This window comes from Streptomyces sp. NBC_00464, assembly GCF_036013915.1.
GTDB lineage: Bacteria > Actinomycetota > Actinomycetes > Streptomycetales > Streptomycetaceae > Streptomyces.
In genome coordinates this window covers 6,036,361-6,056,554 of the sequence record NZ_CP107899.1, presented here as the reverse complement: position 1 = coordinate 6,056,554, position 20,194 = coordinate 6,036,361, and the positions used below count along the sequence as shown (strand labels likewise).

Genomic DNA, 20,194 nt, shown 5'->3' with positions numbered 1-20,194 from the left:
ATGTTGTTGGACTTTCCAAGCCCAAGCTTGGTAAAACCAAGTATCGCAATCGGGTCGGGGAGGCAGCACCGCATGGAATTCCGCCAGTCCAGCAAGCTCAACGAGGTCTGTTACGAGATCCGGGGCCCGGTCATCGAGCAGGCCAACGCCCTGGAGGAGGCGGGCCACAGCGTGCTCCGCCTCAACACGGGCAACCCGGCACTGTTCGGATTCGAGGCGCCGGAGGAGATCGTCCAGGACATGATCCGGATGCTCCCGCAGGCCCACGGCTACACGGACTCGCGCGGCATCCTGTCCGCCCGCCGGGCCGTCGCGCAGCGCTACCAGGCGATGGGGCTGACGGAGGTCGGCGTCGACGACATCTTCCTCGGCAACGGTGTCTCCGAGCTGATCTCCATGTCCGTACAGGGGCTGTTGGAGGACGGCGACGAGGTGCTCATCCCGTCCCCCGACTACCCGCTGTGGACCGCGGTGACGACGCTGGCCGGCGGAAAGGCCGTGCACTACACGTGCGACGAGTCCTCGGACTGGAACCCCGACCTCGCCGACATGGCCTCGAAGATCACCGACCGCACCCGCGCCGTCGTGATCATCAACCCGAACAATCCGACCGGCGCCGTCTACCCGCGCGAGATCCTCGAAGGCATCCTCGACCTGGCGCGCCGGCACGGCCTGATGGTGTTCGCCGACGAGATCTACGACCAGATCCTGTACGACGACGCCGAGCACCACAGTGTGGCGGTCCTCGCCCCCGACCTGGTCTGTCTCACCTTCAGCGGGCTCTCGAAGACGTACCGCGTGGCCGGATTCCGTTCCGGATGGATGGTGGTCTCGGGCCCGAAGCAGCACGCGCGCAGCTATCTGGAGGGGCTGACCATGCTCGCCTCCATGCGGCTGTGCCCCAACGCCCCGGCGCAGTACGCGATCCAGGCCGCGCTCGGCGGCCGTCAGTCGATCCGGGAGCTGGTGGTGCCCGGGGGCAGGCTGCACGAGCAGCGCAACCGCGCCTGGGAGAAGCTGAACGAGATCCCCGGGGTGTCCTGCGTGAAGCCGAAGGGAGCGCTGTACGCCTTCCCGCGCATCGACCCGAAGGTGCATCCGATCGTCGATGACGAGAGGTTCGTCCTGGACCTGCTGCTGCGGGAGAAGATCCAGGTCGTGCAGGGCACCGGTTTCAACTGGCCGCGGCCCGACCACTTCCGGATCCTGACCCTCCCGTACGCTGACGATCTTGACGCGGCGATCAGCCGCATCGGCCGCTTCCTGGCCGGATACCGGCAGTGACCGGCCGCCGGAGATGAACGGAGACCGATCGTGAGCTGCCCCACCTGCCAGGTCCCCGTGCACACCCAGTTCGCCTCGTCCGAGCTCGTCGGGCCGATCGTCGAGGGCGGACTGGACCCGGCCTCCGACCCCGCCTGGCCGGACTCGGGCGCGAAGTCGCCCGCGGAGTACGCGCGCTGGGCAGGCCATCTGTGCGGTATGACCTGCCTGCGCATGGCGCTCGGCGCCGACGCCCCGTCGCTGTTCGCGCTGCGGGACGGTGCGCTGGAGTACGGCGCGTACACCGAGGACGGCGACGGCGAGATCCGGGGACTGGTCTACGCCCCCTTCGCCGCGTACGTACGCGAGAAGCACGGCCTGGAAGCCGCGGTCCACCGTCATCTCGCACCGGTGGAGATCCTGGACCTCCTGGACGAGGGCCGGTCCGTCATGGCGTCGGTGCACTACGCGATCCGCCACCCGCAGCGGCCCGCACCGGGACGCGGTGGCCATCTGGTGCTCCTGACGTCCCGCACGGCCGACGGGACGGGCGTCCACTTCCACAACCCGTCCGGCACGACGGCCGCGACCCGGGCCGCGGAGCTGCCGCTGGCCGACTTCGAGCGCTTCTTCGCCGGGCGCGGGGTGTCACTGCGCGCGACGGGATGACGTGCGGGGCCCGGAACGGGAGCGGGCCCGGGGGCGTAGCCGGCCCCCGAGCCCTGTGATTGCCGCCTGTACGGCACGCCGGCACTTTTAAAGGTCCCGTGTCAGTTTTATGTCGCCGCGTCCTGCCTTTAGACGACCGCAGACCGAAGCTCCGCGGGCCGGAGTCGAACCGGCATCTCGACGCGCACGGGCACGGGCCCGGTTGATCCGGCGATAGGCGGCGCATGCTGAGTCTGGAGCAAGAGTCTGAGATTGATCGCGGCCGCCTCTGCCATTTGGGCCACCCCGGCCCGCAACCGTACGGGAGGTACGGAAGTGCCGGGGGGAGGACTCGAACCTCCACTTGAACCGCGTCTTCACGACAAACTTCAGTTTCAGCTTTGCGCTCCTCGCGCACCCCGGCCGCGTCGACCGCCGCCGGGGATTCCATGGTCGGTCACCTCATCCGAAGAGGTAACCGAAGACCGCATCACCCACCCGCTGGTCCGTGACGTCCACGCCGTTGGCCTCCTCGCGGGCGAACTTGACGGCCTGCTGGAGCTTCTCCACCCGGTCGAGCAGCTCGTTGATCCGCCGCGCGGGCAGCGCCCCGGAGAACTTCACGGTCGTCCAGTAGCCGATCGGGATGTCCTCGTAGTACACCTCGACCTGCGCCGGGTGCTTCTCGGTGGCCTCCGCCTTCACGTGGTTGCGGGGCACCTTCTTCGTCCGCAGGGTCCGCACCGGCTCGGTCTTCCAGGAGTCCGTCGACGGGTCCTGGGCCCACGCCTCGGAGGCGTCGAGCACCGGGAGCTTGCGGACGAAGGTGTTGATGTCCGTGAGCTGCTTCTCCAGGAAGAGCAGATACGACACCGGCACGCCGCTCACCAGGACGCGTCCGTCGACCGAGACATCGGCTCGGGCCGCGCAGTTCGCCCAGTCCTTCGTGGCGGTCACGTCGAAGAGGCGGGTGAGGGTCGCCGCGGTCTCCCGCAGCACGTCCTCGGCCTTGACCTGCACCAGGGTCGACTCGGGCGGCAGTTGCTCGCCCTCCTCGTCCTTCGGCTGGTACGTCCGGGAGATCCCGGCCAGCAGACCGGCCTTCTGGAGGCCGTGATGCGCCGCCGTCAGGTCCTGGTGAGCCTTGGACTTGACGCCCTTCTCCACTGCGATGATCTGATTGAGTTTCGCCACGTCCAGGAAACTAGCAACAGCAACACCGGCCGCACCAGCGGTTTTTGCCGCACGGGAAGGGCCCGGCACATCCTCGGGTACTGTTCCGCGGCCGGGTGCCGGGGCACCGGATGCCGACCAGCAGGGAGCAAGCCAGATGGGCACGCCCGTACGTCACTTCACCGCGACGACCGAGCAGGGACAGGTCTTCACGGTCAACATCGAGCGGGACTTCCGGTACGACCCGTACCGCGACTTCCTCGTCTGTACGCACTGCGACTGGTCTCCGTCGCTCCTGACGACCCAACGGCTCGTCGACATGGCCGGGGAGCACCTGTCGTCGGCCCACGGGGCCGGCCGGGGGCTGGCGCAGCAGGACAACGAGTCGTTCCGCAAGGCGCGGCTCATCATGCTGCCCGTCGTTGCCGTGCTGCTGATAGGCCTGCTCGTCTTCCTGAACAGCTGATCCACCGGCGGGGTCAGCTGCCGCTGAGCTCCAGGAGCGCCCCTACCGGGTCGGAGTCCGGTGCGGCCCTGGGCCACCACTCGTCCTCGCCGGGGTCGGACTCGTAGCCGTACCAGCGGCCGTCGTGGCCGAAGCGGAGCTGGAGCGTGCCGCCGGGGTGGGTGAGGTGGTTGCGCCACGGCTGGAAGCGCGGGAAGCCCGCCGCCGCGAGTGCCGGGCGGGCTCGGTCGAAGGGGCCTGCCGGGGGGTCCCACGGTGTCTCCAGGACGGCCAGTCCCTCGGCTCCGCCCTGACGCCACGCGGCCACGGCCCGGGCCAGGTCGGTGGTGTTGCGGCCGGTGGCGGATGCCAGTTCGCGGTAGAGAGCGCGGGTGGTGGCGGTGAGTCCGGCCGTGGGGCGGGCGGCTGCCAGTCGGACCGCGTCCTGCCAGGCGGTGAGGCCGGCGATCGGGTCGAGGCCGGTGGTGAGCAGTGCGTGGGCGCGGGCCGCCGCGTCGGTGGCGAGCTGGTCGAGGGCGAGCGGGTCCCTGGCGCCGGAAAATTCCGGGTACGAGGGCGGCTGGCCCGGATGCGGCTCCACCGGGAACGGGGCGGGCAGCGGCGGCAGGAAGCGGTCGGCGAGCGCCTCCCGCGCGGGTACGGACGGGGCGGCGGGCGCCGCGGGCCGCTCCCGTGCGGAGTGTGCGGCGTTGCGGCGGCCCAGGTCCTCCAGGAGCTCGCGCTCGCCCCGGCCGCGCAGCAGCAGGAGGACGAACGGGTCGGCGTCCAGGAGGCGGCCCATCTGATAGCAGAGCGCCGCCACGTGCTTGCACGGCCAGCCGCGGTCGGGGCAGGAACAGCCGGGGTCGAGATCGTCCGCCGCGGGGAGCAGGGTGATGCCGGCGGCGGCTGCCGTGTCGGCGAGGGAGTGCGGCACCTCCTTGGCGAGCAGCGCGGCGAGGTGGCCGGGGCGGGCGGCGACCGCGTCGAGGAAGGTGTCCCAGTCGGGGTCGGTGAGCGTGCGCAGCCGGAGCTCGGCGCGGTAGGGCCGGGGGCGGCTGCCGTGCACATAGGCGACGACCTGCCCGGGGGTGACGGTGATCGCGGCGACGTTCCCGCTGTCCGCGTACGCGCGTCCGCGGTCGAGCCTCGGCGCGTCCATCGACAGGGACTCCAGGGCCGCCACCCAGGCCCGGCCCCACCAGCTGTCCGCGAACGGTTCGCCGTCGCCGGAGGTGCGTGCGGGCACGGCCTCGAAGGTCCGCCGCAAGTCGTCGGGGCCGGGCCGGGACCGGGCGACGGGCCGCGCGCCGGAGGAGGAGGGCCGGGGGCTCATGACGGCCTCCGCAGGGAAACGAGGTCGGCCAGGTCGCGGTCGCTGAGCTCGGTCAGCGCACTCTCCCCGGTGCCGAGCACGGCGTCGGCCAGCGCCCGCTTGGCCAGGAGCATCTCGCCGATCCGGTCCTCGACGGTGCCCTCGGCGATCAGCCGGTGCACCTGGACCGGCTGGGTCTGCCCGATGCGGTAGGCGCGGTCGGTGGCCTGCTCCTCGACGGCCGGGTTCCACCACCGGTCGTAGTGGATGACGTGGGCGGCCCTGGTGAGGTTCAGCCCGGTGCCGGCGGCCTTGAGGGAGAGCAGGAAGACCGGCACCTCGCCGGACTGGAAGCGGTCCACCATCCGTTCCCGCTCGGGCACCGGCGTGCCGCCGTGCAGGAGCTGGGAGGGGATCGCGCGCGAGGTGAGATGGGCGGAGAGCAGCCGGGCCATCGTCACGTACTGGGTGAAGATGAGTACGGAACCGTCCTCGGCGAGGATCGTGTCGAGGAGTTCGTCGAGCAGGGCGAGCTTCCCGGACCGGCCGGCGAGGCGGGTCGGTTCTTCCTTCAGATACTGCGCGGGGTGGTTGCAGATCTGCTTGAGCGAGGCCAGCAGTTTCATGATCAGGCCGCGCCGGGCGATGCCCTCCGAGGCCTCGATGTACGCCATGGTCTCGCGCACGGTGGCCTCGTAGAGCGTGGCCTGTTCGCGGGTGAGGAAGACGGGGTGGTCGGTCTCCGTCTTGGGCGGCAGCTCGGGGGCGATGCCGGGGTCCGACTTCTTGCGGCGCAGCAGGAAGGGCCGGACCAGCCGGGAGAGCCGCTCCACCGCTTCGTCGTTGGCGATACCGGCAGCGGTTCCGGTGTTCTCCACGATGCGGGCGTGGCGGGCCCGGAACGCCTTGAGGGGGCCGAGGAGTCCGGGAGTGGTCCAGTCGAGCAGCGCCCAGAGCTCGGAGAGGTTGTTCTCGACGGGGGTGCCGGTCAGGGCGACCCGGGCCGGGGACGGGATGGTGCGCAGGGCCTTCGCGGTGGAGGAGTGCGGGTTCTTCACGTGTTGTGCCTCGTCGGCGACGACGAGTCCCCAGCTGTGGGCGGCCAGTTCGGCTGCGCTGGAGCGCATCGTGCCGTATGTGGTGAGGACGAAGCCGCTGTCGGGGTCGGTAAGGGTGCGGTCGGTGCCGTGGAACCGCCGGACGGGGACGCCTGGGGCGAAGCGGTTGATCTCCCGGTGCCAGTTGCCCAGCAGGGAGGCGGGGCAGATGACCAGGGTGGGCGCGGGGTGGGCGCGGTGCAGATGGAGGGCGATGAGGGTGATGGTCTTGCCGAGGCCCATGTCGTCGGCGAGGCAGCCGCCGAGGCCCAGCGACGTCATCCGGTCCAGCCAGGCCAGGCCGCGCAGCTGGTAGTCGCGCAGGGTCGCGTCGAGACCGGGCGGCGGTGCGATGAGGGTGTCGTCCTCGACGATGCGGGCGCGCAGCGCGGCCAGTGCTCCGACCGGAACGGCCTCGACCTGCTCGCCGTCCACCTCGGCGCTGCCGGTCAGGGCGACGGCGAGTGCGTCCACGGGGTCGAGCAGACCCAGCTCCCGCTTGCGTGCCTTGCGTACGAGGGCGGGGTCGACGACGACCCACTGGTCGCGCAGCCGCACCACGGGCCGGTGTGCCTCCGCGAGCACGTCCATCTCGGCCTCGGTCAGCTTCTGGTCCCCCAGCGAGAGCTGCCAGTTGAAGCTGAAGAGCTGTTCGGCGTCGAAGAAGGAGGTGCCGTCGGTGGCCGAGCCGGGTGCGGGCCGCACGACCGCCGCGGCGGTGAGGGAGCGGGCCAGCTCCCTCGGCCAGTGCACGCTCACCCCGGCGGCCGAGAGCCGTGCCCCGCCGGCGCCCAGCAGTTCCTGCAACTCGTCCTCGGTGAGGGCCAGTACGTCGGGGACGGGCTGGTCCAGCAGTCGTTCCAGCGGGGCCCAGACGCGGGCGGCGCGGCGCAGGGCGAGCACGGCGTCGATCCGGGCGCGTGGGCCGAAGGGCTCGCCCGCCGTGCCGTTCCACAGGGCGGCCGCGTCCACGACGTAGGTGGGGTCGGCGAGGCTGTGGACCTGGGTGACGGCGGCGCCGGCATGCCGTGCGGCGGGCGGTGTCCTGCCGTCGGTCGCGCCGCCGTCGGCACTGTCGTCGGCGCCGGTCGTGTCGAAGAGCTCGTACGCGGACAGGTCCAGGCGCAGCGACACCCGTACGCCCGCGTCCAGTCCGGCCGCGACCTCCACCGCCCACTCCCGGGCGCCGGGCAGGTGCCTGGCTTCCCGGGCCGCGAACGGTGCCCCCATGGCGAAGGCGGCCGCGGGGGTCCGGGGCAGGGTGTCGGCCACCGCGTCGAGGAAGGAGCCGATGAGCGGCTCGGGGTCGGGGACCTGGAGGGGTGTACGGTCCGGGAAGGGGATCGCGTATCCCTCGGCGGGCATGGCCGCGGCGACGGCTCGCAGGTGGGCGATGTCCTCGGCGTCACGCGGTCCGGCCCGCCAGGCGTCGTGGTCGTCGGCGGTCAGTCCGGGAAGCATCCGGCCGCGGGACACCAGGTGCAGCGCGTGCAGCGTGGCGGCACCCCAGCAGCGGGTGGCGGGGTGGGCGGACCGCTGGTTGCGGGCACGGGCCAGCAGGGGCACGGCGTCGGTCACGGGAAGCAGTAGAGCGGGCACGGTGCTCGGGCGGACGTCCCCCTGCTCGCCATGGCGCCGGACGACCGTGATCTCGGAGGTCCGGATGCCCGATCCGTCCGCCTCGGCAGGTCCGGCAGGTCCGGCAGTGCCCGCCGGGACCGCGGCACCGGGTCCCCGGAGATCGCCCGGGTCGGGCAGCGGGTGCCCTTCCGGGTCCCAGAACGCGATACGCCCCTCGCGCGGGAGCGCAGCGGGCAGGAAGACCGCGGCACAGCGCAGCAGGCGGCCGACGGCAGCGTCCTGCGGTGGCGGTGCGATACCCACCGGCCCCTCCCCTTCCCGTCGACGGCCCGCTCATGAGCCTTTGTGTCCTCGGCTCTCCGTGCCTGGTCAAACGTGGCCGGCACGGGAACCCTCTGACTCGCGAGTCTAGGCGGGGGGTCTGACAGTCGGGCCGACCGCCGCCGTTCCCGCAACTCGTACGGGGCGGGCAGCGGCCGGAGCGTGACCGGCACAGCGCCTTGCAGGCGGCCGGGTCGGTGCGGTGGCGAGTGGTCGGATCGGTGCCTGACGGGTGGGTGGGTCAGTGACTGGCGAGCGGCTTCGATCCCGTGGGGCGCGGCCTCCCGGAAGCCGAGGCCGTCGGCGTGGCGGGGCGCAGGCGTCCGGGGTGCGACGCCGGCGGGGCGGCAGAGGGCGACGCGGACGGCCCGGCCGACGGGGGTGCGGGCTCCGCCGAACCACTCGGCGGGTTCGCAGCACGGTCGCCGGGGTGCTCGTCCGGTGCTGCACCGTCCACGGGCTGTGGCGCCGGCTGGACGGTCTGCGGCTGCCCGGCCTGCTGTGGCGCCAGCGGGACGGTCTGCGGCGGTTGCGGTTGCTGGACGGCCTGCTGCGGCGTCGGCTGCTGGGCCCGTTCCAGGAAGCGGAGCAGCTCCACCGGGAACGGCAGCACCAGGGTGGAGTTCTTCTCCGCCGCCACCGCCACCACGGTCTGCAACAGCCTCAGCTGCAACGCGGCAGGCTGGGCGGACATCTCCGATGCCGCCTCGGCCAGTTTCTTGGACGCCTGGAGTTCCGCGTCCGCGTTGATGACCCGGGCCCGGCGCTCACGGTCTGCCTCTGCCTGGCGGGCCATGGAGCGTTTCATCGTCTCCGGCAGCGAGACGTCCTTGATCTCGACCCGGTCGATCTGCACACCCCACCCGACCGCGGGGCTGTCGATCATCAGCTCCAGACCCTGGTTGAGCTTCTCCCTGTTGGAGAGCAGATCGTCCAGATCGCTCTTGCCGATGATCGAACGCAACGACGTCTGTGCCATCTGCGAGACGGCGAACCGGTAGTCCTCCACCTCGACGACCGCGCTCGCCGCGTCGACCACCTTGAAGTAGATGACCGCGTCCACGCGCACCGTGACGTTGTCCCGGGTGATCCCGTCCTGTGCCGGCACAGGCATGGTCACGATCTGCATGTTGACCTTGCGCAACCGCTCGACTCCGGGCAGCACCATGGTGAATCCGGGCCTGCGCACGTCGTTGCGGAGCCGGCCGAGCCTGAGCACCACGCCCCGTTCGTACTGCTTGACGACCCGGGCGGCCGCTGCTGTGTACACGGCACCTGCCGATACCGCCGCAACCGCTGCGATCAAGAGCTCCTGGACCATGACGGCCCCCTGCCATCCGGAAGAACCGGAACATCTACCTCACGCCGCAATCAGCGCTATTACCACGTTATGCCCCCTTTGGACAGCGAGCGAACCTCGGCCCGCCCTCCCGTCCCCCGCCCGGCCGCTTCCCGGATGCCGTGCCCGCTGTGAGCGGGCAGGGTGACCAGCGTCAGCACGTCCCTCCGTGGCGTACGGGGTGGCGTGACGGAGTGCGTACGGATGAGCCGGACGAGACAGACGAGGACCCGCCCATGCCCGTGATCGACCACCGACGCCGCCGTCTCGGCATCGCCGCCGGGACCGCGCTCCTGACCCTCACCGTCGCAGGCTGTTCGGGCCTCGGCCGGACCGCCGTCGGTCCGGTCATCTACACGACCGAACGGGACGCCGTGATCATGGTGAACAGTCCCTCGGTGAAGGGATGCCACCGGCTCGCCCCCGCGGGAGCCAAGGAAGTGGTCAACGAGACCCTGATCGACATCATCCTGTACCGCACGCGGGACTGCACCGGCCCGGGAACGACGTATCTCGCGACCACGCTCTCGGACGTGCGGGCGCCCAGTTCACGGCCCTGGCGCAGCTTCACCACCGTTCACTGATCCACCCGGGACGCCGGTGCGGACATGCACCGGGTCGCGGCCCCGACGGGTCGCGCACCCGGTGCATGTCCGCACCGGCTTCGGTCTCACGCGTCGGCCTCACGCACTGCGGCGGACCTTCGCGATCAGTGCCGCCGTTCCGCCCCGGCGGTCCCGGGCGATCAGGACCATCACCGCGATGAGCGCCGCGGGCATCACCGCGTTCGGCGGGTCGAGGAGCGTCAGCTGGACGACCGACGCCCCTGCCAGCAGCCCGCAGAAGGCGATGGCCGCCACCCCGGCAAGGACCGGGATCAGCAACGCGATCGCCCCGGCCGTCTCCAGCCCTCCGATGGCGTACATCGCGCCGTGGCTCCAGCCCATCCGGTCGAACGACTCGATGGCGGACTCATGGGCGATCAGCTTGGCGATTCCGCTGAAGCCCAGGAACAGGGCGAGGACATACCGCGCCACGCTCAGCGCGACGGCACCCCGGCCACGGCGGCCTGCGGCGGCAGAGGGGGATGCGGGAGCGGCGGATGTGGCTGCGGCCGTCGTGATCTCGGACATGGTGGTCTCCTCGGGGAAGCGGTGCGCAGTGTCGCGCTCACACCAGGTCAGACCGCGCCTCGGCCCGTAACTCATCGCTCCGCCGGCCACCGATTCCCCTCGCTGCGGAACTACTTGGGCACGGCGCGCACCCAGATCCCGTCCTCGGTGAGGTATCGGTCCACCCGCAGCCCGGCCTCGTCCAGAAAACCCTCGAACCGCTCCTTCGACAGCGGCCGCGAGAGGAAGGTCTGGGTCCAGCGCGCATCCGGGAACTCGTACTCGCAGAGCACCGAGTCCACCCCGTCGCCGACCGGATCCGAGGAGACGATCCGGACCGTGTACCCGGCCGGATGGACGCGCTCGCGCGGCAGATCGACGTGGTAGTCCTCGCCCTCGCGCTGGATGAGGACCACTCCGCCGTCGCGCACGTATCTGCGGCAGGTCCGCAGCAGCCCCTCGCGCACCCGGTGGTCCCCCGAGTGCACCAGGAACGAGGCCAGCATGACCACGTCGAAGGTCTCGTCACCGAGGTCCAGCGACTCGATGGGGCTGCACACGGTGCGCGCGCCACGCACCTGCTCCAGCATCTGCGCCGACTCGTCCACCGCCGTGACGTCGAAGCCGCGGCCGACCAGGGGGTGCGTCACCCGGCCTGCCCCGCTGCCCAGTTCCAGAATGCTCGACCCGGCAGGAACGGCAGCGGCGATCACGTCCGGTTCATCGCTGACGGCCAGTCGCGTGTACAGCTCGACCGCGCAGCCGTCCGGTGTGATCGCACCGGGCCCCGTCCCCGAATAGCCTTCCCGTACTACTCGTTCGCTCATGTCCCGCCGAACGAACGGTCGGCGTCCGCCGTTCCCGCCCTCACACCGAACGGCGCGCGACCAGCGCCGCGCTGAGGTGCTGGAGGTCGGTGGGACGGGCCGGGGAAAGGCCGGTCAGCCGGCCGATGCGGCGGATGCGGTAGTCGACGGTGTTCGGGTGTACGTGCAGCGCGGCCGCCGCTGCCCTGCGGTCCAGACCGTGCGCGAGGTACGTCTCCAGCGTGTGCAGCAGCTCCGGTTTCGCCTCCAGGGGAAGGAGCAGCCGCGCCAGCCCGTTCAGGGCCTCGCTCGGTCTGCTCAGCTGGTACTCCAGCAGGACGTCGGCCAGCCGGTACAGACCGGCGGGCCGTCCGGTGCGGGCGACAAGGGCGACGATCTCGGCGTTACGGGCCACGGCGGCCGGCACCGCCCCCGGTTCCGTCGTCTCCGCCGCCGCGACGACCGGGACCCCCGCGGCCCGGGTGGCTTCGGCGACCAGGTCGCACAGACCGCCCGGCCCGCTCCACGGCGGCGTCTCGGCGACGGGCAACAGGACCGTGCCGCCGGTCTCGTCGAGAGCGGTCAGCGCGGGCGTACCGGCGAACCGGTCCAGGGCCGTGCGGATCCGGCGGATCTTGCGGCGGGCCGCCACTCCCGTACCGGGGCCCGGCACCTGAGCCACCTCGTCGTCGTGCGGGCCGAGTGCGAGCGTCATCGTCAGATACCGGGCGGCCGGGCGCAGTCCGGTGCGCCGGGCGAAACGCTCCAGGTCCTCACCCGTCAGCAGGGCCGCCATCAGGGCGTGCCGGCCGCCGTGTTCCTGGCTGTCCAGGATCTGCCGGGCCTCCAGATAGGCCCCGCTCACCGCGGAGGTCAGCTGCTGCTGGAGCACCATGATGCGGTTCATGATCTCCAGTACGGTCGGCAGGTCTCCGGGTCCGGCGTCCTGCGCGGTCTCCTCCCAGCACATCCCGATGCCCACCTGGTACGCGGTGAGGATGGCGTCCAGCGGCACGCCCTCCTCGGCCCGCTGGGCCGCCGAGTCACGCTGCTGGGCCAGTTCGGTGTCGGTGGCGGGTCTGCGGTGTTCGACGACATCGGCGAAGAGCCGCAGATTGTGCTGCACGATGTCCGCGATGTCGCCCGCGATCTCCTCGTGCGGCAGTTCCGCGTAGACCGGCAGATCTCTGAGCAGCCGGGCGACGACGCGGGAGGTCAGAGCGGGGGCACGGGCCCGCAACTGGGCCGCCACCGGGCGGCCGCCGATGCGCAGCGGCCGCTGCGCATCGGCACTCCGGTCCATGCGTCCGCCCGTCACCGGGACACGCTCTTTGTCATGCGTCACAAAAGCCCCCGCGGAAGTCTGCGTTACCCACCAGTTAAACGACGGCGTTCGAGTCTGCATGATGACCGGCGACACCCGCCATGCCCCCACCTCTCCCCACACCGGAGGTTGCCGTGAACTCATCGACCAGCAGCACACTCTGTCGTACCGTCAGAACGGCCGTGGCCACGCTCGCCCTGGCCGCGATGGCCGTCGGAACGGGCGCCTCCGGCGCCTCGGCAGCGGGCGACGACACCACGTCGTACGTCGCACTCGGTGACTCGATGGCGTCCGGCCCCCTCATCCCGGACATCACGGGCCCGGTGGCCTGCGGCCGTTCCACGCACAACTACGCACACGAGCTGGCCGCGAGCATCGGCGCCTCACTGCGCGACGTCACCTGCAGCGGGGCCAAGTCCAAGCACATGACGGAGAAGCAGTCGCTCTCCCTGCTCGACATCCCGATGGGCTCGGCGCCGCCCCAGTTCGACGCCCTGCGCGCGGACACCGACCTGGTGACCCTGACGATCGGCGGGAACGACGCCGGTCTGGTCGGCATCGCGCAGGACTGCATGACGCTCGACCCGACCGCCACCCCGTGCAAGGACAAGCTGACCGAGGGCGGGGTGGACCAGGTGGCACAGCGCATCGCGGAGTTCGCACCCCGGCTGGCAGCCGTCCTGGACGGAATCCACCAGCGTTCGCCGCAGGCCCGCGTGATCGTCACGGGTTACGGCCTCTACATCAAGCCGGGCGGCTGCTGGCCGATCCAGCCCGTACTCCCGGTGGACGCCGACTTCCTCCAGGGCAGCGTCGACCGGATGAACACGGTGATCGCCGAACAGAGCGCCGCCCACGGCGCCGAGTACGTCGACGTCGCCGCCCCCAGCAAGGGCCACGACTCCTGCCAGGCGCCGTCGAACAGGTGGCTCGAAGGGTACGTACCGACGGCGGCGGCCGCCCCGCTGCACCCCAACCAGCAGGGTGAGGCGGCCTACGCCCGCATCATCGGCGCCCACCTCCAGGGGAGCTGACCGTGCGGCAGCGGCTCCTCAACGGACTGCTCGCGGCGGCGCTCGGAGCGGCCGCTCTCCTCGCCCCGCCCGCCCACGCCGCTCCGGCGGACCACCCGACGGAGCGGGGCTGCGATCCGCTGGCATCCGCCGAGTGCCTGCTGCCGTTCCCCAACGACTGGTACACCCGGCCGGACCCGGACACCGACACGGGCCGCCGGGTGGACCTCGGCTCCGCCGTGCTGCCCCGCCCCGTGACCGGTCTGCCCATCGACCCGGCCGCCTGGAACCGGGCCGACGGCTTCTCCCCCGGCTCCGCCCTGATCGCCCAGGTGCCGGGCCTGGACCTGGCGGCGACCGGGGCGGCCCCGCTCACCGACATCGGCCGCTCCCTCGACCGGGACGCCCCGGTCGTACTCCTGGACACCACCACCGGTGAACGGTGGCCGTACTGGGCCGAACTCGACGCCAACGCCTCCGATCCCGCACGCCAAGCGCTGCTCATCCACCCCGCCCGCAACTTCCACGACGGCCACCACTACGCCGTGGCCCTGCGCCACCTCAGGAACACCGCGGGCCGTACCATCCCGGCGGGCGCCGCGTTCGCCGCCGTCGCCGGCAAGCGGCTCCCCGCCCACGACCCGCTGCGCGCCCGCCAGGACCGGCTCCGCCCCGCCCTCAAGGCCCTGCGCAGGGCCGGGGTCAGCACTCAAGGGCTCAATCTGGCATGGGACTTCACCGTCGCCTCGACCCGCAGCCTGACCGGCGACCTCTTCACCATCCGCGACGACGCGCTGCGCCGCCTCGGCAACCGCTCGCCCCACTTCGCCGTCACCGGCGTCACCGACTTCACCGCCGGCCAGGACGACCGGATCGCTCGCGAGGTCACCGGCCGGATCACCGTACCCAGCTATCTCAGCCTGCCGGGCGGCCCGCCCGGCTCCGTCCTGAACCGCGACCGCGACGGCGTACCGCGCCGGCTCCCCCTCAACACCCAGCTCGCCACGTTCCGCTGCGAGATCCCCCGCTCCGCGTTCCGCACCCCCTCCCACCCCTCCCTCTACGGACACGGGCTGCTGGGCTCCCGCTCCGAGGTCGGCGCGGGCAACGTCAAGGACATGGCCGCCGAGCACAACTTCACGTTCTGCGCGACGGACTGGGCCGGCATGGCCAAGGAGGACATCCCCGTCGTCCTGGCTGCACTCGCCGACCCGAACCTCTTCCCGGCCGTCCCCGAACGCAGCGAGCAGGGCATGCTGAACGCCCTGTTCCTCGGCCGCGCCCTGATCCACTCCCAGGGCCTGGGCAGCGACGCCGCGTTCCGCACCGCCGACGGCCGCCCCCTCGTCGACACCCGGCACGGCCTGGCGTACGACGGAAACAGCCAGGGCGGCATCCTCGGCGGCGCCCTGGTCGCCGCCTCGCCCGACATCCGGCGCGGGGTCCTGGGCGTCACCGCCATGAACTACGGGCTGCTCCTCAACCGCAGCGCCGACTTCGCACCGTTCCAGCAGGTCCTGGACGTGGCCTACCCGGACAAACTGCGCCAGCAGCTCGTCCTCCAGCTGCTCCAGATGGTGTGGGACCGGGGCGAGACGAACGCGTACGCGAACCACCTCACCGACCACCACCAGGTGCTGCTCCACATCGCCTACGGGGACCACCAGGTCGCGAACGCGGCGGCCGATGTGGAGGCGCGCACGATCGGTGCCCGCCTGCTGTCTCCCGCCCTCGCCACCGGACGGAGCCCGGACACCGTCCCGTACTGGGGCATCGGCCGCATCGGCTCCGGTCAACTGCCCTACCGGGGCTCCGCCATGACCGTCTGGGACAGCGGCACCCCCACACCTCCGCTCACCAACACCCCGCCCGCCGGGCCCGAGTACGGCCACGACCCGCACGAGGATCCCCGCAACTCGCCCGCCGCACGTCAGCAGAAGGCCACCTTCCTGACCACCGGCCGTGTCATCAATGTCTGCGGCACCACTCCGTGCACGACAACCCCCACCTCCTGACGCCCCCTCCCCGCTGGGAACAGACGGGGAACAGACAAGGAGCATCATGCGTACGCACCGCATAGCCGGAGCCGCCGTCGCGGCCGCCCTCCTCGCCGGTACGGCACTGGCCCCGTCCGCACTCGCCGCACCCCCCGCCGCCACGGCCACCGCGCAGGCCGCGGTCCCGTTCACCTCCGCCGGGGCCGTGCGCGCGGCCGACGGCAGCCACACCCTCTCCTGGGCCTCACCTGCCGCATCGGTGACCGTCACCGCCGTCACCTCGCCCGACGCCACCACCGGGATCGCGCTCGGCACGGCCCCGGGCACCGGCTCACTGACCGTCCCCGCCGGGACGCTCCCGGAGGCCGGCCGCTGGTACTTCCGGCTGGTCCCGGACGGCGGCACCCCCCTCGTCGTCGCCGACCGCTCCCTCGGACTGGCCTCCGCCCGCAATTTCCGCGACATCGGCGGCTACCGCACCACGGACGGGCGCTGGGTCCGCTCCGGCCTGGTCTACCGCTCCAACAAGCTGAGCAGTCTCACCGACGCCGAGCAGCAACGCCTGGTCTCCCAGCGCCTCACCCTGGACGTGGACCTGCGCAACGTCCAGGAGCGCAACGACGACCCGGACCGGCTGCCCGCGGGCGTCGCGTACAAGGTCGCCGACGTCGTCTCGCTCAGCCACGGCATCCGTTTCCACGACTCGGCCCTGATGACGCTGGCCGAGGCCATCGCGGCCGGACTCTTCTCCGGCTCGTCCGACCTCGGCCAGTCCATCGGCTACCCGTTCATGGTCAACTTCGTCGGCGCCGACTACGCGTTCCGTGACCTGGTCACCGCGGTCGCCACGAACACCTCGGGCGCCACGGTCTTCCACTGCAGCGCCGGCAAGGACCGCACCGGCTGGGGTACCGCCGTCCTGCTCACCCTGCTCGGCGTCCCGCGGGCCACCGTCGAGGCGGACTTCCTCGCCAGCAACCAGTACACCGGCGATCCGAAGGCCGTCGAACTGAGCTGGCTGCGCGCGGCGTTCGCCGAGGTGGACCACATCTACGGCGACTTCGACACGTACGTACGAGAGGGGCTGAAGCTCGACGCGGCAACCGTGGAGACGCTGCGGGCCAAGCTGCTGACCGGCTGACCCGCCCGCCCGGTCAGCACCCCGGGTAGCGGCCCTCAGGCCACTCGACCGCGTGCTCGAACTCCAGGGACAGATCGTCGGCCACCTCGGCGATCACGGCCCGCCCCTCGGTCAGTACCAGCCACTCGGGCGGGAGGTGTGCGTCGCCGTGGCGGGCGCCGAGCAGATTGCCGCAGACCGCGCCGGTGGAGTCGCTGTCTCCCGAGTGGTTGACCGAGAGGAGCAGCGACTCGCCGACCTGGCCGGCCTCCGGCAGGACCAGGGCGCAGTACACGGCGATGGCCAGGGCCTCCTCTGCCACCCAGCCCGCGCCGAGCGACTCCACCTTCTCGGCGCTCGGCGCGCCCTGCGCGGCCAGCTCGACGGCGCCGCGCAGGGCGGCGGTCGTCTCCTCGTGCCCGGGGTGGCGGGCGAGAAGGTCCATGGCCCGCAGGACGGACCCCGGCAGGGAGTCGCCCTCCAGCAGATGGGCGACGATCGCCGCGAACGCCCCTGCGGCAAAGGCGCCGGTGGGATGGCCGTGGGTGATCTTCGCGCACCGGGCGGCGAGCGCGAAGCTCTCGGCCGCGTCCTCGCCGGTCAGCCCGAAGGGTGCGGAGCGCATGACCGTGCCGCAGCCCTTGGAATCGGTGTTGACGGGGCCCGGCTCACCGACCGGGCCCCGCGGGTCGGGGGTGTGCCGAGCCGCGAGACCGGTCAGGCAGGCGTTTCCGGGGGCCCGGCGTGCGTACAGCCAGGGCTGCTGCCTGAGCCATCCGGTCCGGACGAGGTCGTCCCCTCCTCGGGCCGGCGGCGCGGGATGGTTCTGGGTGTCCAGCCAGCGCAGGTAGGCGTGCCTGACGACCGCCGTCCCGGCGCCGCCGATCCCCCTGGACATGGCCCGGGAGTGCGCCCTGATCAGGCCCTCGGCCGTGAAGAGCGTCATCTGGGTGTCGTCGGTGACGCGTCCGACGACCCCGTCCTCGTCGGCGGTGAGCCCCTGGACGCCCTGCTCCCCGTGCGCCCGGCGGATGCCGGCGAGGGACAGGAACTCCACCGGGTTGCCCAGGGCGTCCCCGATCGCCCCGCCCAGCAGACACCCGCGGACCCTGGCCCTGCGGACTGCGACGTCCCTCCATGCTGTGCCGTTCACGGCCCCGCCCCCACTCTTTCCCGTCGGATCGCCGCACGCGCACCGTCGCGGGTCCATGCTGGTAGGAGAGGCGATCGCCATGCGTACCGGGAATGAACCCACGACTGCCCGCAGTCCGCTGCGGATGCGGCTCTGGCTGAGTCTATGGGGCCTGGCCTGGGCCGTCTTCGGCCTGACGGCCTTCACGCTGACCGGCCGGCCGGGGTGGGCGGCGGCCTGCGGGGTGCTCCTCGTGCTGGTCCTGGTCGATCTGACCGTGATCGTCCACCATCTGCACCAGGGACCGCACTACCAGCCGGGCCGCGCCGTCCCGCCGTACGCACCGGATCGCGGGGGACGAGGACGGTACGGGCACTGAGCGCGGGGGACGAGGACGGTACGGGCACTGAGCGCGTGGGACAAGGCCGGTACGGGTACTGAGCGCGGGAGCCGCTCAGCTCTCCGGGTCGAAGCGGGCCGCCTTCAGGTACTCCGGGTTCGGGTCGAGCGCAGCCGCCAGCCGGAAGTGGCGCGTGGCCCGCTCCGGAGAGCCGGAGCGCTCGAAGGTGCGGGCGAGCGCGAAGTGCGCGAACGCGTTGTCCGGCTCCCGCTCCAGCACGAGCTCGAACTCCAGCTCGGCAGGGCGCAGTTGGGCCGCCGCGAAGAAGGCCCTGGCGCGCAGCAGCCGGGCGGCGGTGTTCTCCGGGTGGGAGGCGATCACCGAGTCGAGGAGCTGCACCGCACCCCGGGGGTCTCGTGCGGCCAGCAGCTGCTCGGCCGCGCGGAAGTCGATGACGTGTGTTTCGGGGTTCCTCTCGGGCACAGTCGCATCCTTCCTTCGTCCACCGTCAGGTGAACGCCTGCCCGGCAGCCGGTGTTCCGGCCCGGGATCAGCCGGCCGCGGCCCGCCGGGTCAGCTCCGCCCAGACCGCTCGGACCTGCGGTTCCAGGGCTTCGATCGGTCCGTCGTTGTCGATGATCAGGTCGGCCACCGCACGCCGCTGTTCCCGGGTGGCCTGCGCGGCCATCCTGGCGCGCGCCTCCTGCTCCGTCATCCCGCGCAGCTTGACGAGCCGGTCGAGCTGGGTCTCCGGCGCCGCGTCGACCACGACGACCAGGTCGTAGAGGGGGGCGAGGCCGTTCTCCGTGAGGAGGGGGACATCGTGGACGACGACGGAATCGGGGCCTGCGGCGCGCTCCAGCTCGGCGGAACGGGCGCCGACCAGCGGGTGGACGATCGCGTTGAGGGCGGCGAGGCGCTCGCTGTCGGCGAAGACGATGGAGCCGAGCTTCGGCCGGTCCAGCGTCCCCTCCGAGGTGAGGATGCCGGTGCCGAACGCCTCGACGACGGCGGCGAGCCCGGCGGTGCCGGGCTCGACGACCTCGCGGGCGATCCGGTCGGCATCGATGAGGACGGCTCCGTAGCCGGCGAGCATCCGGGACACTTCGCTCTTGCCGGCGCCGATACCACCGGTCAGGCCCACTTTCAGCATGGGCGGCAGCCTAGTGGCACGCCTGCCGCGGGGCACCGCCCGGCCCTGCCGAAAGCGGCCCGGTCAGCCGTCGCCCTCGCGCTCGGCCAGGAACTTCTCGAATTCCAGGCCGATCTCGTCCGCGGACGGCAGGTCAACGGGTTCGGCGACCAGATTGCCGCGGGTCTCGGAGCCGGCGATCGCGTCGTACTGGTGCTCAAGGCCCTCGACCAGCGAGACGAGTTCCTCGTCGCCCTGGTCGATCTGGCGGTCGATCTCCGTCTGGGTGCGATGCGCCTCGGTGCGCAGCGAGTGGGCGACGGTCGGCAGGACCAGCCCGGTCGCCGCAGTGATCGACTCCAGCGCGGTGAGTGCGGCGTCGGGGTAGGCGGAGCGGGCGACGTAGTGCGGCACATGGGCGGCGACACCGAGGACGTCGTGTCCGGCCTCCATCAGCCGGTACTCGACGAGGGCTGCGGCGGAGCCGGGCACCTGCGCCTCGTCGAACGGGCTGCGGTGCCCCGGCATGAGGTCGGTGCGGTTGCCGTGCGGGGTGACGCCGACCGGGCGGGTGTGCGGAACACCCATCGGGATGCCGTGGAAGGTGACGGCGAGGCGGACACCGAGCCGCTCGACGATCTGCTCGACGGCGGCGGCGAACCGCTCCCACTCCACGTCGGGCTCGGGCCCGGACAGCAGCAGGAAGGGCGCACCGGTGGCGTCCTGGACCACCCGGACGTCCAGTGTCGGGGTCTCGTACGCCGACCAGCGGTCACGCTTGAACGTCAGCAGCGGGCGCCGTGCGCGGTAGTCGACGAGGCGGTCGTGGTCGAAACGGGCCACGACCTGGTGCGGCAGCGATTCGAGCAGCCCGTCGACGATCTGCTCACCGGTCTCTCCCGCGTCGATGTAACCCTCGAAGTGGTAGAGCATGACCAGGCCGGCCGACTCCTGGGCGAGCGCCATGTCGACGACAGCCAGGCCCTTCGGCTCCCATTCGTACAAACTCTGCGGATCAAGCACGGTTACCGCTCCT

19 protein-coding genes and 1 tRNA gene are annotated in these 20,194 nt (G+C 71.9%); 8 read left to right on the top strand and 12 right to left on the bottom strand.

Annotated elements, in window-relative coordinates:
- Window positions 1-72 precede the first annotated feature (72 nt).
- Complete coding sequence (locus tag OG912_RS27215) at window positions 73-1,284, top strand: pyridoxal phosphate-dependent aminotransferase (RefSeq protein WP_327711648.1); 1,212 nt, start codon at window positions 73-75, stop codon at window positions 1,282-1,284.
- Window positions 1,285-1,311: 27 nt separating this feature from the next.
- Window positions 1,312-1,932, top strand: coding sequence for a peptidase (locus tag OG912_RS27210; protein ID WP_443061106.1), 621 nt, complete (start codon window positions 1,312-1,314; stop codon window positions 1,930-1,932).
- Between the two features lie 316 nt (window positions 1,933-2,248).
- Here the strand turns inward: OG912_RS27210 and OG912_RS27205 are convergent.
- Both OG912_RS27205 and OG912_RS27200 read right to left on the bottom strand, forming a co-directional pair.
- Window positions 2,249-2,335, bottom strand: a tRNA-OTHER gene (locus OG912_RS27205).
- A gap of 38 nt (window positions 2,336-2,373) precedes the next feature.
- Window positions 2,374-3,105, bottom strand: a complete 732-nt coding sequence (locus OG912_RS27200; RefSeq protein WP_326735591.1) for a DUF7873 family protein — start codon at window positions 3,103-3,105, stop codon at window positions 2,374-2,376.
- Between the two features lie 136 nt (window positions 3,106-3,241).
- Here OG912_RS27200 and OG912_RS27195 point away from each other — a divergent pair, with 136 nt between their 5' ends.
- Window positions 3,242-3,550, top strand: a complete 309-nt coding sequence (locus tag OG912_RS27195; RefSeq protein ID WP_327711646.1) for a hypothetical protein — start codon at window positions 3,242-3,244, stop codon at window positions 3,548-3,550.
- 13 nt (window positions 3,551-3,563) lie between these two features.
- On the opposite strand, the gene OG912_RS27190 is transcribed toward OG912_RS27195, so the two are convergent.
- The 3 genes from OG912_RS27190 to OG912_RS27180 all read right to left on the bottom strand — a co-directional run bounded on the left by OG912_RS27190 (window position 3,564) and on the right by OG912_RS27180 (window position 9,164).
- Window positions 3,564-4,865, bottom strand: coding sequence for an SWIM zinc finger family protein (locus OG912_RS27190; RefSeq protein ID WP_327711645.1), 1,302 nt, complete (start codon window positions 4,863-4,865; stop codon window positions 3,564-3,566).
- Window positions 4,862-7,825 carry a DEAD/DEAH box helicase gene (locus OG912_RS27185; protein WP_327711644.1) on the bottom strand — a complete coding sequence of 988 codons (2,964 nt, stop codon included), beginning with the start codon at window positions 7,823-7,825 and terminating at the stop codon, window positions 4,862-4,864. The genes OG912_RS27190 and OG912_RS27185 overlap by 4 nt, the downstream gene beginning before the upstream one ends.
- Window positions 7,826-8,084: 259 nt before the next feature.
- Window positions 8,085-9,164 carry a slipin family protein gene (locus OG912_RS27180; protein ID WP_327711643.1) on the bottom strand — a complete coding sequence of 360 codons (1,080 nt, stop codon included), beginning with the start codon at window positions 9,162-9,164 and terminating at the stop codon, window positions 8,085-8,087.
- A gap of 254 nt (window positions 9,165-9,418) precedes the next feature.
- Here OG912_RS27180 and OG912_RS27175 point away from each other — a divergent pair, with 254 nt between their 5' ends.
- Window positions 9,419-9,766, top strand: a complete 348-nt coding sequence (locus tag OG912_RS27175) for a hypothetical protein (protein ID WP_327711642.1) — start codon at window positions 9,419-9,421, stop codon at window positions 9,764-9,766.
- A gap of 99 nt (window positions 9,767-9,865) precedes the next feature.
- Here OG912_RS27175 and OG912_RS27170 read toward each other — a convergent pair whose 3' ends face one another.
- The 3 genes from OG912_RS27170 to OG912_RS27160 all read right to left on the bottom strand — a co-directional run bounded on the left by OG912_RS27170 (window position 9,866) and on the right by OG912_RS27160 (window position 12,403).
- Window positions 9,866-10,315 (bottom strand): DoxX family protein, encoded by a 450-nt coding sequence (locus tag OG912_RS27170; protein WP_327711641.1) that lies wholly within the window; start codon window positions 10,313-10,315, stop codon window positions 9,866-9,868.
- A 110-nt stretch (window positions 10,316-10,425) separates the two neighbouring features.
- Window positions 10,426-11,121, bottom strand: a complete 696-nt coding sequence (locus OG912_RS27165; RefSeq protein ID WP_327711640.1) for a class I SAM-dependent methyltransferase — start codon at window positions 11,119-11,121, stop codon at window positions 10,426-10,428.
- Between the two features lie 40 nt (window positions 11,122-11,161).
- Window positions 11,162-12,403 carry a PucR family transcriptional regulator gene (locus OG912_RS27160; protein WP_327713557.1) on the bottom strand — a complete coding sequence of 414 codons (1,242 nt, stop codon included), beginning with the start codon at window positions 12,401-12,403 and terminating at the stop codon, window positions 11,162-11,164.
- Window positions 12,404-12,630: 227 nt separating this feature from the next.
- Between OG912_RS27160 and OG912_RS27155 the strand changes: the two genes are divergently transcribed.
- From OG912_RS27155 to OG912_RS27145, 3 genes are read left to right on the top strand one after another with little or no spacing between them, the layout of a single operon-like run.
- Window positions 12,631-13,458: an SGNH/GDSL hydrolase family protein gene (locus tag OG912_RS27155; protein ID WP_442806605.1), complete on the top strand. Its 828-nt coding sequence runs from the start codon at window positions 12,631-12,633 to the stop codon at window positions 13,456-13,458.
- 2 nt (window positions 13,459-13,460) lie between these two features.
- Window positions 13,461-15,452, top strand: a complete 1,992-nt coding sequence (locus tag OG912_RS27150; RefSeq protein ID WP_327711638.1) for a hypothetical protein — start codon at window positions 13,461-13,463, stop codon at window positions 15,450-15,452.
- 46 nt (window positions 15,453-15,498) lie between these two features.
- A complete protein-coding gene (locus tag OG912_RS27145; RefSeq protein WP_327711637.1) occupies window positions 15,499-16,575 on the top strand; it encodes a tyrosine-protein phosphatase in 1,077 nt (358 codons plus the stop codon).
- Window positions 16,576-16,588: 13 nt separating this feature from the next.
- On the opposite strand, the gene OG912_RS27140 is transcribed toward OG912_RS27145, so the two are convergent.
- A complete protein-coding gene (locus OG912_RS27140; protein ID WP_327711636.1) occupies window positions 16,589-17,707 on the bottom strand; it encodes an ADP-ribosylglycohydrolase family protein in 1,119 nt (372 codons plus the stop codon).
- Window positions 17,708-17,762: 55 nt separating this feature from the next.
- Here OG912_RS27140 and OG912_RS27135 point away from each other — a divergent pair, with 55 nt between their 5' ends.
- Window positions 17,763-18,065: a DUF6343 family protein gene (locus OG912_RS27135; RefSeq protein ID WP_327711635.1), complete on the top strand. Its 303-nt coding sequence runs from the start codon at window positions 17,763-17,765 to the stop codon at window positions 18,063-18,065.
- Between the two features lie 75 nt (window positions 18,066-18,140).
- On the opposite strand, the gene OG912_RS27130 is transcribed toward OG912_RS27135, so the two are convergent.
- The 3 genes from OG912_RS27130 to OG912_RS27120 all read right to left on the bottom strand — a co-directional run bounded on the left by OG912_RS27130 (window position 18,141) and on the right by OG912_RS27120 (window position 20,181).
- Window positions 18,141-18,509: a tetratricopeptide repeat protein gene (locus OG912_RS27130; RefSeq protein WP_326735605.1), complete on the bottom strand. Its 369-nt coding sequence runs from the start codon at window positions 18,507-18,509 to the stop codon at window positions 18,141-18,143.
- A gap of 67 nt (window positions 18,510-18,576) precedes the next feature.
- Complete coding sequence (coaE, locus tag OG912_RS27125) at window positions 18,577-19,179, bottom strand: dephospho-CoA kinase (protein WP_327711634.1); 603 nt, start codon at window positions 19,177-19,179, stop codon at window positions 18,577-18,579.
- A gap of 63 nt (window positions 19,180-19,242) precedes the next feature.
- Window positions 19,243-20,181, bottom strand: a complete 939-nt coding sequence (locus OG912_RS27120) for a PAC2 family protein (protein WP_326735607.1) — start codon at window positions 20,179-20,181, stop codon at window positions 19,243-19,245.
- Window positions 20,182-20,194 lie beyond the last annotated feature (13 nt).